General features: G+C 62.5%; 10 protein-coding genes. 6 read left to right on the top strand and 4 right to left on the bottom strand.

Translation table 11 applies throughout. The features are described from left to right. The first annotated feature begins 52 nt into the window (after window positions 1-52). Together MOP44_RS27850 and MOP44_RS09940 are read left to right on the top strand one after the other, a co-directional pair. Window positions 53-1603: a DUF3300 domain-containing protein gene (locus MOP44_RS27850; RefSeq protein ID WP_313901060.1), complete on the top strand. Its 1551-nt coding sequence runs from the start codon at window positions 53-55 to the stop codon at window positions 1601-1603. A gap of 59 nt (window positions 1604-1662) precedes the next feature. Further along, on the top strand, window positions 1663-2712 hold the full coding sequence (locus tag MOP44_RS09940; RefSeq protein WP_260795886.1) for a DUF2950 domain-containing protein: 1050 nt from the start codon (window positions 1663-1665) through the stop codon (window positions 2710-2712). A gap of 41 nt (window positions 2713-2753) precedes the next feature. Here the strand turns inward: MOP44_RS09940 and MOP44_RS09935 are convergent, their stop codons facing one another. Then, entirely contained in the window at window positions 2754-4166 is a 1413-nt protein-coding gene (locus MOP44_RS09935; protein ID WP_260795885.1) for a glucuronyl esterase domain-containing protein, read from the bottom strand. A 248-nt stretch (window positions 4167-4414) separates the two neighbouring features. Between MOP44_RS09935 and MOP44_RS09930 the strand changes: the two genes are divergently transcribed. The 3 genes from MOP44_RS09930 (at window position 4415) to MOP44_RS09920 (ending at window position 8657) form a co-directional block, all read left to right on the top strand. Next, window positions 4415-6124 (top strand): methyl-accepting chemotaxis protein, encoded by a 1710-nt coding sequence (locus MOP44_RS09930; protein ID WP_260795884.1) that lies wholly within the window; start codon window positions 4415-4417, stop codon window positions 6122-6124. A gap of 210 nt (window positions 6125-6334) precedes the next feature. Next, on the top strand, window positions 6335-7738 hold the full coding sequence (gene sthA, locus MOP44_RS09925) for a Si-specific NAD(P)(+) transhydrogenase (RefSeq protein WP_260795883.1): 1404 nt from the start codon (window positions 6335-6337) through the stop codon (window positions 7736-7738). A gap of 19 nt (window positions 7739-7757) precedes the next feature. Next, entirely contained in the window at window positions 7758-8657 is a 900-nt protein-coding gene (locus MOP44_RS09920) for an ROK family protein (protein ID WP_260795882.1), read from the top strand. 18 nt (window positions 8658-8675) lie between these two features. On the opposite strand, the gene MOP44_RS09915 is transcribed toward MOP44_RS09920, so the two are convergent. From MOP44_RS09915 to MOP44_RS09905, 3 genes are all read right to left on the bottom strand, one after another. Continuing rightward, window positions 8676-9485 (bottom strand): hypothetical protein, encoded by an 810-nt coding sequence (locus MOP44_RS09915; RefSeq protein ID WP_260795881.1) that lies wholly within the window; start codon window positions 9483-9485, stop codon window positions 8676-8678. A gap of 196 nt (window positions 9486-9681) precedes the next feature. Continuing rightward, window positions 9682-12138, bottom strand: coding sequence for an ABC transporter permease (locus tag MOP44_RS09910; protein WP_260795880.1), 2457 nt, complete (start codon window positions 12136-12138; stop codon window positions 9682-9684). A 168-nt stretch (window positions 12139-12306) separates the two neighbouring features. Then, window positions 12307-13761 (bottom strand): RDD family protein, encoded by a 1455-nt coding sequence (locus tag MOP44_RS09905; RefSeq protein WP_260795879.1) that lies wholly within the window; start codon window positions 13759-13761, stop codon window positions 12307-12309. 292 nt (window positions 13762-14053) lie between these two features. On the opposite strand from MOP44_RS09905, the gene MOP44_RS09900 reads away from it, so the two are divergent. Further along, the gene (locus MOP44_RS09900) at window positions 14054-16516 is read left to right on the top strand and encodes an LPS-assembly protein LptD (RefSeq protein ID WP_260795878.1); all 2463 of its coding nucleotides are present in this window, start codon (window positions 14054-14056) and stop codon (window positions 16514-16516) included. Window positions 16517-16832: the final 316 nt, after the last annotated feature.

Below are 16832 nucleotides of genomic sequence, written 5' to 3'. Positions count from 1 at the left end.
GAGCGCTGATGCCTCCGGCAAGCAGCTGTCTGCTCCACATTGCACACCCAGCTTGTTCAGGACTTTCGTGGCCGTGGTGTGTTGCTTCGCCATGATTCCGGCAGGGCTTCCGGCTTCTGCGGCAGCGCAACAGGCAGCGCTTGCCCAGGCCGCACCCGCGCAGACAGCGCCGGCAGCCGGTGCAAGCCAGGGCACAAAGATACCTCCCGACCAGCTCGACGCCCTCGTCGCTCCCATCGCGCTCTATCCCGATGGGCTGCTGGCGCAGGTCCTTGCCTCGTCCACTTATCCGTTGGAACTTGTGCAGCTTCAGCAGTGGCTCGACAAGAACAAGACCCTCAAGGACAAGGCGCTTTCGGACGCGGTTGCAAAGCAGCCCTGGGATCCCAGCGTTCAGTCCATGGCCGGCCTGCCTGATCTCGTGAAGCGCCTCACCGACGACATCCAGTGGACCACCGATCTTGGGAACGCCTTCCTCGCGCAGCAGAGCGACGTGATGGACGCTGTGCAGCGCATGCGCAAGAAGGCGCAGGACAAGGGCAACCTCAAGACCACCGAGCAGCAGAAGGTGGAGACCCAGGTCATCGAGAACAAAAGCGTCATCGTTGTCCAGCAGTCGAATCCCGAAGTAATCTACGTGCCTTCGTATAACCCGACAGTTGTGTACGGTCCTCCTGTTTATCCCTATCCGCCTATCTATTACCCCCCGCCGGGCTATTACGCGGCGGGTATCGCGATCTCGTTTGGCATCGGCGTGGCCATGGGCGCGTTCTGGGGCGGCGGCTGGTGCTGCGGCTGCGGCTGGGGACACAACGACGTCAACATCAACGTAAATAACAATTTCAATCGCAACACGAACATCAGCCGCGGAAACCGGCCTTCGCAGCTTCCCAGCGGCGGCGCAGGCCGTCCCGGTGGAGTGGGCGGAGTGGGTGGCGCAGGCGGAGTAGGCGGCGTTGGAGGTGTAGGCGGAGTTGGAGGCGTCGGAGGTGCAGGAGGCGTCGGAGGAGTTGGCGGAGTGGGTGGCGCCGGCGGAGTGGGCGGTGTCGGAGGCGCAGGAGGCGTGGGCGGCCCGGGTGGAGTAGGTGGCGTCGGCGGTGCTGGCCGGCCCGGCGGCGGCGCATCGCAGCTGCCGGCCGGCGGTGGAGGCTCATGGCAGCACAATCCGTCGCATCGCGGCGGAACGCCCTATGGTGATCGCGCCACTGCCAATAAGTTCGGCGGTGTCACTCGCGGCGACTCACTCTCGAACCGCCAGGCGAACGCACGGCAGCAGATCGGCCGCGAAGGCGGTAATCTCCCCAGCAACCGGACCGCGGGCGATCGCGCAGGCGGCTTGGGCGGCAATAATGGCGGGCTCGGAGGCAATCGTGGAGGAAATAGCGGTTTGGGCGGCGGCAACAGAGGCGGCGCCGACAGTATCGGTGGCCGCGATCTCTCGCGCAGCGGCGGCGGCAATCGTGATGCCTTCGGCGGCGGAAACCGCGGCGGCGGCTTCGACGGCGCAAGCGCCCGCAGTTCCTCGAGCCGCGGATCGTCGAGCATGGGATCCCGTGGCGGTGGTGGCGGCATGAGCCGTGGCGGCGGCGGACGGCGCAGGTAAGAACCCGATATCCATCTGGAAGGTGATGGGGCAGAGATATGAGACATACCGATCCAAAGATGAATCGTCTTATGCAGATTGTTCTTCTCGCCGCGGTGGGCTGCGTGTGCGCCAGTTCCCCATCTACTCGGGGACAACAGCCTGCGGCCACGGATAAGCCGGCGGCGAAGGCTCCCGCAGCAAAGCCCTCTGCGACCGTATCAGGACCTGTTGCCGGTCAGAAAACGTTCGCCAACGCGGATGAAGCCGCCGACGCCCTGATTGCAGCGGCGAACGACTTCAACCAGGATGAGATGATCAAGATCTTCGGGCCGAGCGTCGAGAAGCTCATCTTCAGCGGAGAACCTGCGCAGGACCGCGAGCATGCCGCGGCGTTCGCAGCCAAAGCCCAGCAGAAGAAATCCGTCTCGGCGGACCCAAAGAACAAGAATCGGTATTTCCTGGTGATCGGAGACAATGATTGGCCGTTTCCCGTGCCGATCGTAAAGAGTGGTTCCAAGTGGTTCTTTGACACCAAGGCCGGCCAGAAGGAACTCCTTTACCGACGCGTGGGCGAGAATGAACTCGACGCGATCTCGGTCTGCCACGGCTACGTCGATGCGCAGTACGATTACGCCTTCCGCCAGCGGCAGGCCTATGAGCCCAGCCAGTTCGCCCAGCGAATCATCAGCACTCCCGGCAATCAGGACGGGCTTGCCTGGCAGAACGCGGATGGCACCTGGGACGGCCCGGTCGGTGAGAAGGTAGCCAAGGCCATCGAGCAGGGCTATGAGGAAAAGCTGAATCCGTACCACGGCTACTACTTCAAGATCCTCAAGGGCCAGGGGCCAGCGGCCCCACTTGGCAAGTTGAACTACGTGGTGAAGGGCGCGATGATCGGTGGATTTGCCCTCGTTGCCGCTCCGGCCGAGTACCGGGTGACGGGCGTCCGCACCTTCATCGTGAGCCAGGACGGCGTGGTCTACGAAAAGGACCTCGGGCCGACAACGCTGGATCAGTTCAAGTCGATGGATCTGTTCAATCCCGACAAGTCCTGGGACCCGGTGGAAGACGATTACAGCGGCGACCAGGGAGCTACGACGGCCACGGCCGGAACAACGCAGATGTAAACCGTATCCCCGAAAGCACTGGCCACAAGCCGGGCTTCGTGTCACTGTGCCTGGGCAAGAACCTTCTCGCCCGCCGGCGTGTGCAGGTACTTCGCAGCGAAATCAAGAAACGCGGGCCAGTTTGGCGCGGGCGTGTGGCCGAATTGATGCTGCCGCCAAGCCAGATCGCCATTTGCGATCGTCGTGCCGACCGCAGGGAACTCCGCCGTGCCCAGCCCATTCCCGCCCAGCAGCTTGTACACAGGGGTCGCCGCCACCTCCGCCAGAAACATCCCCTTCGGATCAGCCCATGCATCGCCCCCCTGAATCGCGTATCCATCGCCGTCGTTCGATCCGCCTCCGATGAACACCGGACGTGGCGCCGACAGGGCGATCAGTTCATGGTTATCCACGGGAAGATCCGCCGGCGTAAGCGGACCGCCATAGCGAAGGAAGTTGCCGCAGAACCAGTGGTAGAGCGAAGCAGACGCCAGATTCGACATCTGCTCGCCGTAAATGTGCCGATAGAGCTTCGCGCCGCCCTCGCCCGACGAACTCGAGTAGGCGATCGCGAAGCGCGGATCATACGCCATAGTGACCAGCACGGCCTTCCCGAAGCGCGAGTGCCCCACTAGCCCCACTTCCTTCGCATTCACTGCCGCATCGCTCCCGAGATAATCGAGCGCGCGGCTCGCGCCCCACGCCCAGGCGCGCAGCGTGCCCCAGTCATTCAATCCGCGCGGCTGGCCCTTGTTCATCAGCCCGATGATGCCCTGCGTCAGGCCATCGCCGTCATCGGACTGAAAGCTCACCGGATTCAGCACTGCGAATCCCCAACCACGCTTGAGCGCTTCGTACCCATCCACGCCCCAGTGGCCCGGCGTTCCCGGCGGAGGCGGCACAACAAACGGCCGCGCCAGCGCGCGCTCCCAATCTCTCGCAAACGCCATCTCCATCAGCACCGGAACCGGGCCGCCGGAATGCGCGGGCGTGTAAAGGATCAAGTCGATATTGACTGTGATCTGCGGATAGGAGGAGTTATCGACGTGACCCACCAGCCGCTTCGTGATCACGTCGATGCCACGCCAGTTCTCGGGCTTCTCGCTCACTACTTCCCATGTCACCTGCGGCAGATTCTCCGGCGCGCGGCCCAGTATCTCGCGCTCATAGTCGGCCACGATTTCGGGCCGCCGCTGCTTCCACCACCGGTCCGCCGTTGTCACGCTCTGACCGTTCTTCATCTTCAGCGCATCCGGCAGATTGGGATAGACGTTCGCCTTCGCCTCGTCATAGTTCGCAGCATTCGGCGATTTCGGATCAGTCGCCGGCGGCCGGCGCATCTGGTCCTCACGCAATCCAAGCAGCTCCAGCATGCGTGCTCGATCCTGCTCCGCCGTCAGCTTGACCGGCGCTGGCCGCGAGGCAGGAGGCGGAGGACAAGGAGCCTTGCTTTGTGCGAAGAAGGTAAGAGGCATTGCTAGGACAGCAGCGACCGCGGCCCGGAAGGTGAAACGAATATGCGCGCCAGCACACATAAGAAATTCCTCAGAAAGCAAAACTGCTATGCGCGGCAAGAATATCGGTTCGTCAGCTCTATCGCAATCGGCCCGGCGGAACACGCCTCATTCCGGACAGCTGCGCGTTGTGGCTTGTCTGATCTGCTCAAGTCTCCCAACACCGCGCCGATGAGGTTCACTGATCTCACTCCGAAAGGTCCGGTCGAATGTCCCTCGCGCGCAATATCCCGATTTCCCAAAAGTTTTACATCGCATTTGGCACCGTATGCGTGCTGTGTGTGGCTTTGGGTGCTTACACCTTCTTCACGTCGCGAAGCATCGCCGCGATCAGCTCGGACGTAAGCCTCAACTCATTCCCATCGGTAGTTAAGCTCGGCGATATTCGTGCTGCCATGAACTCCCTGCGCAGGCAGGATTTCGATGTCCTGGTCTGCCAAACCCCCGCATGCCTGGAAAAGCACATGCAGGGCCGGCAGGAGGCCATCCAGGAGTACGAGAGCGATCTGCGTAAATACGAAGCCATGATCTCGTACCCGGGCGAGCGCGAGCTCTACCAGAAGTTCGTTGCAGACTTCCAGCGTTACCTCGAACTGAGCAATCGCGGAGCGAATCTCGTCTCTGCCGGCAAGATCGGGGATGCGATGGATGCGCTGACCAGCGATGAGGCAGTCAATCTTTTCGGCAACACTCTGAAGGACCTTGGCGCAGATCTCGACCTGAATGTCCGCGAGGGCACCTCAGGTGCTAACGCGACCATGCGTTCCAGCACCCGCGCCGAATGGGTTTCCGTAGTTGCAACCGCGCTCCTCGTGGGGCTGTGCGTTCTCGTGGGCGCAACATTGACGCGCGTTATCGCGCCGCGCATCGGGCGCGCCACCGCCGCACTGGAGAGGTTGGCGGTGAAAGACCTGACCGCTCATGTGAATGTGACCGGCAGCGATGAGATCGGGCGTCTGGACGAGGCGTTCAACACCAGTGTGGCCGCTTTGCGCGCCATGGTGGAGTCTCTGGGTCGAACTGCCGAAACACTCTCGAGTTCGACCAACCAGATGAGTGCCCGCGCGGTTCAGGCCGCCGGCAACGCCAATACGCAATCCAGCAAGACAAATCAGATCGCGGCCGCGGCCCAGGAAATGACGGTCACGATCGGCGAGATCAGCCATAACGCCGAGCATGCCGCACAGGCCAGCCGCGTGTCTGCTGAGACGGCCGACCAGGGCGGAGCGGTGATGCAGTCGGCCGCTGAAACCATGGAGCGCATCTCCGCCGCGACCAGCTCGGTTTCAGAAAAAATGACGTCGCTAGCCGCCCGATCCGAGGAGATCGGCAAGGTGGTCAACGTCATTCAGGAGATCAGCGAGCAAACCAACCTGCTCGCGCTGAATGCGGCGATCGAAGCGGCGCGCGCGGGCGAGCATGGCCGCGGGTTTGCAGTGGTCGCAGGCGAGGTGCGCAGGCTGGCCGAACGCACCAAGAGCGCGACCGAAGAGATCGCAGCAACCATTCGCAGCATCCAGGAAGAAACGCGCGAAACCCTCACCGTAATGGACGAGAGCCGCACTGCTGTCGAAACTGGCCTGAACGAAACCAACCGCGCGCGCAAGAGCCTCGAAGCAATCATCGAGTCCTCCAAACAGGTGGAGCACCAGATCGAACTCATCGCCACGGCCGCGACAGAGCAGACGGCCGCGTCCGGTGAGATCTCCGAATCCGCCGGCCAGATTTCGCAACTCGCGATGGAGAATACGCAAGGGGCGGAAGAGACTGTGGAGGCGCTCAAGCACCTGGCCTCTCTGGCCGGCGACCTGGATAGCATGATCCGCGAATTCAAGCTGGAGGGCGATCACCAGCAAGGCGGAAAATTCAGCGCCCGCCCGCAGCCGGCCGGAATGAGTGTGCGCTCCGCGCACTCCTGAACCACTCTAAGAAGATTCTCCCCGGCGCTTCGGTGTCTTTCATCTCGAGACACCGGGGCGCCGTTTTTTCTGTGAATCCGCGAACTGCTCGGACAAGTCGTATTTTCGCGGAGGCTCGTGTGGTAGCCTCCGGTTGAAGGGCTTCGTGACTCCCCTCACGGAAACTCCTTCCGGCTCAAGGCATCGAATCGTTCTGGGAGAGAGACTCGCATGAGCGCCGCCAAGTACGACCTGACCGTCATTGGCTCGGGGCCTTCCGGACAGCGCGCCGCAGTGGCCGCCTCCAAGATGAAGAAGCGGGTAGCCGTGGTGGAATCGCGCTCGGTTGTCGGCGGCGTCTGCATCAATACCGGCACAATCCCCTCCAAGACCATGCGCGAGGCCGTGCTTCACCTCTCCGGCTATAACTACCGCTCCGTCTATGGAATGAACTACCGCGTCAAGGAAAAGATCACCATGGCCGACCTGGCATTCCGGGTGCAAGCCGTGATCAAGACCGAGGTGGACGTCACCGAGGCACAGCTCTCGCGTAACGGAATTGACGTGGTACATGGCATCGCCCATTTCATCGACCCGACGCACGTAAAGGTGGAAGGGCCCGCCGGTGACACCACCCTCGAATCGGATCGCATCATCATTGCCGTAGGCACCAGGCCCTCGACATCGCCGAAGGTCCCCATCAACGGCCGCACCATCATCAACAGCGATCAGGTGCTCGATCTTCCCACGCTCCCGCGCTCGCTCATCGTCGTGGGCGGCGGCGTCATCGGCGTGGAATACGCCTGCATGTTCGCCACACTCGGCGTGCGCGTCACCCTGATCGAAAAGCGCGCCAAGCTGCTTGAGTTTGCCGACCAGGAAATCGTCGAAGCACTGAGCTATCACCTGCGCGACGCGCGCGTGACGATGCGCCTGGGCGAAGAGGTAGAAAGCGTCGAGGAGCTGCCCGACGGTGGCGTAGTCGCGAACCTGCAAAGCAAGAAGAAGGTTTCGGGCGATGCGTTGCTCTATGCAGTCGGGCGGCAGGGCGCGGTGGATGATCTGAACCTGGCCGCCACCGGCATCGAAGCCGACGCGCGCGGACGCATCCCGGTCGACGAGCACTATCAGACCAAGGTCGAGCACATCTATGCCGTAGGCGACGTAGTGGGATTCCCGGCGCTGGCATCGGTCTCAATGGAACAGGGTCGCATCGCAGCTCACCGCGCCTTCGACGACGGCGAGACTACATCGAATCCGAGCTTCTATCCCTACGGCATCTACACCATTCCCGAGATCAGCTTCATCGGCAAGACCGAAGAGCAGCTCACTGACGAAGACGTCCCCTACGAAGTAGGCATGGCCTACTATCGCGAAGTGGCGCGCGGACAGATTCGCGGCGACACCACCGGACGCCTCAAGCTGATCTTTCATCGCGACACGCGCAAAGTGCTGGGCGTGCACATCATCGGCGAGGGCGCCAGCGAACTGGTGCACATCGGCCAGGCCGTCATGACCTTCGACGGAACCGTGGACTACTTCGTCGACACGGTATTCAACTATCCCACGCTGGCCGAGTGCTACAAGGTGGCGGCGTTCAATGGGCTGGGCCGGATGCACCGGTACCAGGGGTAAGCGGCAGGGAGGCATTTCCATGACACTCGCCATCGGGTTGGTCATGACCGAGCACATCGTCGCTGGACTGCTCGAGGACCACAAGCTGGTTGGCAACACCATCCGCTACCGCGGCGAAGGCGAGCAGACCGATGAGCTTGCATCGATGCCCAGCGGCGATCTGCTTGAGATTCTTGCCTCGCTCGTAGCCACTCTCGCAGCCGACAGCGGCGAAAAGCTCGACGCGATTGGACTTGCCGTTCCAGGCGTGGTGCGCCACAACATCATTGAAGACAGCCCCAATTTGCAACAGATCAAAGGCCTCCACATGGGCGAAGAGCTGGGTCGCCTGTTGCAATCGCGCGGCATCTCTGCCCCCGTACACATTGCCAACGACGCCGACGCCATCGCCGCCGGTGTCGCCGCTACACGCGGGCACCTCAACCGGCTCACGCGCGTTTGGACCATCGGTAACGGCATTGGCTACGGCCGCTGGCCCTACGTCGAAGGCGTATGGGAAGGCGGTCACATCACCGTGTCGCTCGACCCCAAGGAGCGCTTCTGCGGATGCGGCGGCGTGGGCCACCTCGAAGGCATCATGGGCTATCGCGCCATGCGCCTACGCTTTCTCGACAAGGAACCGGAAGAGGTCTTCGCAGCGGCGCGGCAGGGCGACTCCAAATGCCTGGAGTTCGTCGATCTATGGCATCGTGCGCTGGCCGCCGCAACAGCATCGTTCATCCATCTCGCCGGCCCGGGCAAGTTCTACTTCACCGGGCACAACGTGAAGTTCCTCGAACTCAGTATGCTGCGCGCGCACCTGGAATCGATGGTGAAGATGAGCCCGCTACAGAGCTTCTCGCTCGAAGTGCTGGAAGAAGACGATGAGACGGCCCTGATCGGAGCCGGGGTGAGCGCGTTGCGCGCGCTCACATGGTAGAAGGCCGGCTGGGGATCGCTAGCCTCCAAGCTGCTTCAACCAATTCGCCGCATACGCCCGCGCCGCCTCAGTAGGCTCCTTGCCTGCGCGATACAGCAGCTTCCACTGGTCAGATTTCTGCTCGTACTGCTGATCCGCGAAGCGCATATTGGTGCCGGTTCCCACCAGCTTCGCGTCAAAATTCACGTCGTTGCACAGCGCAATGAACTCGCGCAGGCGCTTCGTGATAAGCACCTTGGGGTCGGCCGGAAACTCCTTCTCGTACCGGGCGAGCTCCTTCTTGTAGTGTTCTTCGTCAGACGTGGCCTGGGCCGAATAGCTGTTCTTCATGATGCCGGCCATCTGCGGGTCCTTCGCCGTCTTCTCGATCGTCTCTTCCATCTGCTTGATCACCGGCTGCATCTGCTTCTGCATATCAGCAGACATCTGGGCAACGTTCTTCTTCATCTCCTCCAGCGACTTGCGCTGGTCGGCCAAAAGCTTGTTGTACTGGTCGTCCGCGCTTCCCTTAGCCTCGGGCGCTGCGGGCTTCGCCGCAATGCGCCGCTTGTCATAATCCGCTTTAAACGCGGCCGACTCGGTATACGCCTTCGCCCACGCCATGGCCTCATTCACGAACGCCACGCGCGCAGCCACCGGAGCAGCCTGATACGCCTTGCGATTGGGGTATGCCGGAATGAATCCGTTCCGCAGCGACTCGACCACCTGCGGCTTGAGCTCATTCAGGTTGACGCCGAACTTTGAGAGACTCGTCTGTGCGACCGCGATGGCAACCCCAGCGGCTGCGAGAACCAGGCCCCGAGAGAACATCTGCATACGAGACAGCATGAATCCTCCAGAGAATGTAAGAAGCCGGGCCCTTCCCTCAATCCATGTGCGCAACGCAGGGCTTTACGCGCAGCAAAGAACCCCGCGCCCCGCGCACGCAGGAATGAAGGGAAAACACTGATTGGAAAGCGCGTTTATTCTAGCCCGATTGCGGCCATCGGCGACAAGAAATTCTCTGGGGTGCAAGGCCCGGTGTTCAGTCGATACGCAACGCCTTCATCGGATCGAGCCGCGATGCGCGCACCGCGGGCATCCATGTCGCTGCCAGCGCCACCGCGCTCAGCACGATCGGCACAGTGATGAACACAGCCGGATCCCAGCTCTTCACCCCGTAAAGCGAGCTGGCGATCAGGCGCGTCAGCGCAAAGGCTGCTCCCACCCCCAGGACAACGCCTGCAATGGCCAGTCGCATGCCCTGCCACACCACCATGCTGCGAATATTGCCACGGTCCGCGCCCAGCGCCATTCGTATGCCGATCTCCCGCACTCGCTGCGTCACGCTGTAAGCCATCAGGCCGTAGATGCCGATCGCCGCCAGCAGCAGCGCAGAGCCGCCGAAGATCGACAGCAGGAGCATGTTGAAGTCCTGCCTCGCGGTCGATCGCACCACCACCTCATCCATCGTGCGGATGTGCGCCACCGGAAATCCGCCGCTGGCAATGCGCAGTTGCTCGGTCACCGCGGGAACCACCTGGTATGGGTCCGTTTGCGTGCGAATGATCCAGATGAACGGCGCGATCCGCGAATTCAGCAACGTGATACCATCGCCCATCTGCGCCTGCGGAACAATCATCACCGGGCCTGCCGGATCATCCAGGGCGCGATCGTGGACATCGCCCACGATGCCGATAATGGTGCGCGCCGGCTCTTCGAATTCAGGGCCCACTCCTTTGCCGATGATGAGTTGCTGTCCAATCGGGTCCTCGCCGTTCTTCCAGTTTTCCTTGGCGAATGCTTCGCTGATCAACACCACCGGCGGCGCGCCGTTCACATCGTTCACAGTGAAGTCGCGACCGCGCAGGATGGGAATATGGAATGCTCCGAAATACCCAGGCGAGGCACACTTCCACTCAGATCCGCCGGTCGCGGGCCCTTTGAGCGGGCGACCCACGATGATGAACGGCAGTCCGAATCCGCCATCGAGCGGCAGCGTATCGGAGACGCCGACCTCCTCCACGCCCGGAATCGCCTTGATTCGGTCGCGGCTGTCGCGGATGAGTTGCGCCACCCCGCCTGTAGTCGAGTAGCGCTGGCCGGTCAGCGACATCTCCATGGTGATCACGTTGTGCGCATCGAATCCCGGCTTGACCATGCGCAGCGCGATGAATGTGCGAATGAGCAGTGCGGCGCCCACCAGCAGCACCAGGGCCAGACCAACTTCGCTCACGATCAGCATCGACCGCGCCTTGCTCTGCCGCAGACCGAAGCCGCTGCGGCTGCCACCCTCGTTCATTGTCGCCGCCAGGTCAGGACGCGATGCGCCGAATGCAGGAATCAGCCCGAATAAGATACCGGTAAGAATCGACACACCCACGGTGAAGAGCGCAACGCGCCAGTCAATGGACACCCCGGCGCCGTCCTCGCCAATGCGCGGTATCGCTCCGGGCCGCACGGATAACAGCCAGCGCACGCCGATGAAGCCGAGGCCCAGCCCGAGCACTCCGCCCACCAGCGCCAGCAGGATGCTCTCCGTGAGCAGCTGCTGAATCATGCGGATCCGCTTCGCACCCATGGCCGCGCGGATGGCGAATTCTCGCTTGCGCCCTGCGGCGCGAACCATCAGCAGGTTCGCGACATTGGCGCACGCAATCAGCAGAACGAAGCTGACCGCGCCGATGAGCACCAGCAGCGATTTACGCATATCGCCAACGACGGCATCCTTCAGCGGCTTGACGGTAAAGCTGTCGTTGGGATCGGCCTCAGGATAGAGCCGCTTGAATTGCGAGTAACCCAGCTTCATCTGGGCCTGCGCCTGCCCGAGGCTCACGCCCGGCTTCAATCTTGCCGCAGCCTGGAAGTAGTGCGCCTGGTCGGTCGAGTTGGGCGGAAACTGGAACGGAAGCCACAGGTCGGCCGCAGGATCGGACTCGAAGTCGCGGTCGACGACGCCGATGATGGTGTAAGGCTCTCCACTGAGCGGCAGAGTGCGCCCGATAACGTTAGGATCGCCGCCAAACTTGCGCTTCCAGAAGCCGTAGCTGATCACCACAAGATTTCCGCCATGCGGCAGGTCTTCCTGCGGGGTGAAGGTGCGGCCAAGCGTCATGCGCGCACCGAACAGCCGGAAGTACGCCTCCGATACATGCACACCCTTCACCTGCTCGGGGACGTTTCCCGTCAGGTTCATCCCCTTGCTGCCGAAGTCGTACGCGGCCGCGTCCTGCACCACGCCAGTTTGCGCCTGCCACATGTGGAACTTGGTGACCGAAGCTCCCTGGAACTCGCCCCCGTCCCGCGAGGTCGTCCGGAACTGCACGATCCGGTCCGGCTCCGGATACGTGAGCGGCTTGAGCAAAACCGCGTTCACCACGGAGAAGATCGCAGTATCGGCGCCGATGCCCAGCGCAAGCGCAGCTAGAACCGCGATGGTGAAGGCCGGGCTTTTCCAGAACATGCGGACGGATTGGCGGATGTCGGCGAGAAGGGTAGCCAAGGACGCACCTCTTTCAGGGAAGCCGCGCGCACTCATCGAGCAGACTGCCACGCCGGCGGTGTCTTGTGTCCGGGGATACGCAAACAACGAGAAAACCGATCCCGGAAACGGATCGGCTTCTCATTGAGACTCGAACAGACTATAGAGGTGAGCTGCCACTCGCAAGTGCTATCGCTTGCGCAGATAAGTTTCCGAGAACCGGTCATGCCAGCTCAGGTGATCTTCATCGAACACCGACCAGACCAGGCCCAGCGCCACCGGAGCCAGCGAGAGTACCATCGCGCCCAGGCGGCGGCGCAACTGCGCGCGCGTCGGCACTTCATCTTCGAACGTGCTCAGCGCGATCCCCGCATAACGCATGCCGGGGGTCGACACGCCCAATCCCAGGAACAGCGCGTTATAGGCTAACCCTGCAAAAGCCAGGCCCAGCACCGCGAAGACCTCCGCTGAGCGTGGCGAAAGCGGCTGCACACTGGAGGAAAGCATGATCGCCACGGCAAAAAAGCCGGCCAGGATCAGGCCGCCGTCCACTGCCATCGCCATCAGGCGGTAGCCCAGGCTGGCCAGGTGAACTTCCTGCTTTGCCCGCACCGCCTCGGGCTCAGTGCGGCGTTCCACCACCGGGTGGGCATCCAGCTCCATGCCCGACCACTTGGGCCCTGACACCTGCTCAACTGGCCAGTGCGCGGTCTCAGACACTGTCGCCGAGTTCCAACCAGCCGGCGCCCACTCCTGTGCAGGCCAGGGGTCGGCCACTGGCTCAGGTTCAGTCGAGACGGTACCCGGATCGACTTCAAAGATGCTGAGCTGTCGCTCTGTCGCGGCGGCAGTCACGGGTTCCGCAAGGCGCGGGCGCATCTTGCGCGTGGCGATAATCTCGCGTGGGAACGCGATCAGGTTTGCGGTGCCCGCGTCAGACTCTATGGCGATCGGCTCATTGCGCAGCGTCGCGCTCACCTCCGCCGGCGTCCACCAGTCTTCACGGTCAATTTCAAAAGGCTCTGGAGCGGGCGCGTGCCTTGGCTGCAATACGCGCACAGCCGCATCCGACTCCCAGCGAATTCCAAAGCTCCGGCCATCCACGACGTGTTGCGTGATCACCGACTCCGGGGCAGACTCAGCCGTCTGCACAGGCACTGTGGCAAAAGGCTCGGACACAACTTCAGCCACCGCCTCGCTCATCCACACGGGCTCCGGCACAGAGACCATCTCCGGCTCCGCAACCGAGACGGCGATCTCCTCCACCGCTTCAACGCGGGCGCTTGCGATGCTCTCCACCACGGCGGGGCCGCGTTTCTGCTCTGCTGCTGCGGCGTGCATTTCGGCAAGCGCCTCTTCGGCCGCAGCCTGCGCTTCGAGCGCCACCTTCGTCGCGATCTCTGCGGCGCGCACCGCGAGGCGCGCTTCCTCAGCCTGCATCTCTGTATAGCTCGGAGCCTGGGCAAAGCGCGCGGCAACGCGCGACGCGGCCTGCGCAGCCAGGCTGCTGCCAAAGTTGTGCGCCTGCGCGGGCTCTTCGGGAGCGGACGCTCCTTTGCGGTTTTTATGCGCGGCAATGCGGCGAGCGACTTCCTGCTTCCACGCGGCCTCGGGATGGGGCTGTCCGAGTGTGCTCAATTTCATATTCCTTGTTGCGGCTCTGCTTGCTGCGATCCGCTCTGTTGTTCCGCGGCAGCGAGCAGGGCGCCGCGGAGATTGACAATGCGAGAGGCATGGGAAGCGCGGAGGTGAGTACAGGACCTTATGCGGATCGAGCGATCCGAACGGGCGTGCTGAACCGAAATGTCCTGAAGCCAGAGCGTGCGTTGTACGTCCATTGATTGTGCCCGCGGTTTGCTATGCTGGCCTTGGTCTCCGGATGCGTCCTCGCTTTTTCCTATGTATCACGCTCGTAGTGCTCTGTCACACCTTTGTGATGGCGCAGACGTTGACCAATGCGTTACCCCCTGCGCAATCTGGAACAAGCTCTTCAAATCAGCCCTCCAATTCCAGCCTGCCCGACGATCCCGGCCAGGAAGTAATCCCCGTTGCACAGCCCGAGCCAGCGCCGGTAACGGGTGTCCCCGTCAGCTGGAAAGCGGACCGCCAGACCTGGGCCGCAAATACCGCTACGCTCTACGGCGTCACGGAATTTCACTACCGCGACTACGTGATCAGCGCAGACAAGGTCACCTATAACCAGGTCAGCACAGAGCTCGAGGCGGAAGGCCACCTCGAGGTGCGCGGCGGCCCCGACGACGTAGTGCTCACCGCATCGCGCGGCACCATGCGCCTCAACGATCACACCGCGCGCTTCTACGACGTCACAGGCACCATGGGCGTGCGCGGCTCCGGCCGCAACGTCGTCTACTCCACCGCCAATCCCTTCATCATCTCGGCGCGCGTGCTCATCCAGGCCGGCGAGCGCGACTACCGCGTCGTCGACGGCACCATGACCAACTGCCGCCTGCCGAACCCCGACTGGCAGCTGCTCGCCAAAACCATCAATGTGAAAGAAGGCCAGGCGTCCGCAAAGAACACCTATTTCAAATTCCTCGGCGTGCCGCTGTTTTATCTGCCTTACATGAAGCACCCGACCGAGGAGACCGGCCGCCAGAGCGGATTCCTGATCCCTGTGTTCAGCGTAGGCTCATCCATTCGCGGCTTCACGCTCGGCGAGCAGTACTACCTCGTACTCAACCGCAGCATGGACATGGTGGTCGGCACCGAGTACTACAGCCGCCGCGGATGGGCGCCGAACGGCGATTTCCGCTACAAAGGCCCAGGACTCGATCACCTCACCGTCCGTTGGAATGCGCTGTTCGATCGCGGCTTCTACTACCAGCCCAAGCCCGATGCGCCTCCTGTTCACGTCAATCAGGGCGGTGCCGACATCAATGCGCTTGTGCGGAAAGATTTCTCGCCGGAGACCCGCATCGCCGGCAACGTGGAGTACCTTTCCAACTACACCTACCGCCTGGTCTTCAACGACAGCTACTGGCAGGCCATCAACTCACAGGTCAAGAGCGACTTGGCCTGGACCCGCGCGCATAACGGCTACGTGCCCTCGGTCGAGACAGCACGCCTGCAAACATTCGTCAGCCCCAATGCAGGCAACGGGACGGCACCGCCCAGCGACGCGGATTCGCAGTTCAACGAGGTCCGCATCCTGCACCTGCCCAGTGTGCGCTTCGATGTTCTCGATCGCCCGCTCGAATCTCCGACCTCGCCGCTCTACTGGGGGCTGGGATCGTCAATCGCCCACATGAGCCGGTCCGAGCCGAACTTCCACGCTCATAACGACGGGCGCCTCGACTTCTATCCGCATCTCTCCTTACCCATTGTCGGCGCCGGTTGGAGCATTGTTCCCCAGGTCGCGTTGCGCGGCACCTGGTACACCACCAGCCAGGTTCCTGACCTGGTCGGAACGCACTCCGGCGTTCCTGCGGTCAGGCACGAACCTCTCCACCGTCTCTATGGCGAGGCCGCGCTCGATCTTCGTCCGCCGGCGCTCGAACGTGACTTCGCCATCGGCAAATCGGGCAAGGTGCTGCGGCACGTCATTGAACCTGAGCTGACCTATCACTTCGTCGGCGGCATCGGCGAAAAGGCGCGGGACGTGCTCCTGGTCGACACCACGGACATTCCCACTGACACCAACGAGGTCGGCTTCTCGCTCACGCAGCGCTTCTACGTACGCCCGCGCCTCTGTACTGGTGCTGCTAAAGCAGAGAACCCGGGTTGCGATTCCCGCCCTCGCGAATGGGCAAGCTGGCAGATCCTGCAGAGGTACTTCCTGGACCCCACTTTTGGCGGAGCGCTGATTCCCGGCCGCAGAAACGTCTTCTCCTCCACGCTCGACCTGACTGGCGTCGCTTTCCTGACCGAACCACGCAACCTGTCCCCCCTGGTTTCTCGGCTGCGCTTTGAGGCCATTCACAACCTGCGCGTTGAGTGGGACCTGGACTACGACCCCAAGCCTGGCCGCTTCGGCGCTGACAACGTCTTTGCGGGCTACAGCTGGGGCATCACCACCATCGGCGTGGGCCATGCCCTGCTGAACGCCCCCAACGAGCAGGGCAGCAAGGCCTCCCTCTCCCAAAGCCAGCAGCTTGATCCGTTCATCCAGATCGGCCGGCAGAACCGCGTGGGATTCAATCTCGCCATGAACGGCGGCTACGACTTCGTGAACGGGGCCCTTCAGTACGGAGGCATCCAGGCTGTTTACAACTGGGACTGCTGCGGGCTCACTGTCGGCTACCGCCGGTTCGCCCTGGGAACCGTCCGGGATGAGACGCAGTATCTTTACAGCTTCACCCTGGCGAACTTCGGTTCTGTGGGCGATATCCGCCGCTCAAACGCCGTCTTCCGTGACCCTGGCGCCATTCCTGCGTACTAACTTGGAAGGCGGGACCGCGAACCCTTCAGTGAGTGGACCCGAAGGACTCGCGGCGACGAGGGAGGGTGTTGCAGCGCGGGGACGGGACACATTATCCAGCCAATGACCCAGAGGCTGCATAATGCGCTGTGCTCCGGAACGTCTCACCAGATGAGGTTAGGGACGGAACAGCGGTTGGCCGCTCTTTGTACGGGCACTTGACCAAAATCGTCGTTCCGCCTCGCCTGCCTCCGCTACTGTCAAATGTCTCAGACTTGGACACCTGCCCCGCGACCGGCCCGCACTTTGCCCGGTGGTATCCTGAGGACACCGTGCG

The sequence above is a fragment of the Occallatibacter riparius genome (assembly GCF_025264625.1).
GTDB lineage: Bacteria > Acidobacteriota > Terriglobia > Terriglobales > Acidobacteriaceae > Telmatobacter > Telmatobacter riparius.
The sequence above is the reverse complement of the archived record's forward strand: the minus strand, read 5'-3'. Positions and strand labels throughout refer to the sequence as shown.

Bases quoted from the DNA above. Each gene is read 5' to 3' on its own strand.
- MOP44_RS09940 (WP_260795886.1), top strand. From the start codon at position 1,663: ATGAATCGTCTTATGCAGATTGTTCTTCTCGCCGCGGTGGGCTGCGTG.
- MOP44_RS09935 (WP_260795885.1), bottom strand. From the start codon at position 4,166: ATGCCTCTTACCTTCTTCGCACAAAGCAAGGCTCCTTGTCCTCCGCCT.
- MOP44_RS09930 (WP_260795884.1), top strand. From the start codon at position 4,415: ATGTCCCTCGCGCGCAATATCCCGATTTCCCAAAAGTTTTACATCGCA.
- sthA (WP_260795883.1), top strand. From the start codon at position 6,335: ATGAGCGCCGCCAAGTACGACCTGACCGTCATTGGCTCGGGGCCTTCC.
- MOP44_RS09920 (WP_260795882.1), top strand. From the start codon at position 7,758: ATGACACTCGCCATCGGGTTGGTCATGACCGAGCACATCGTCGCTGGA.
- MOP44_RS09915 (WP_260795881.1), bottom strand. From the start codon at position 9,485: ATGCTGTCTCGTATGCAGATGTTCTCTCGGGGCCTGGTTCTCGCAGCC.
- MOP44_RS09905 (WP_260795879.1), bottom strand. From the start codon at position 13,761: ATGAAATTGAGCACACTCGGACAGCCCCATCCCGAGGCCGCGTGGAAG.
- MOP44_RS09900 (WP_260795878.1), top strand. From the start codon at position 14,054: ATGGCGCAGACGTTGACCAATGCGTTACCCCCTGCGCAATCTGGAACA.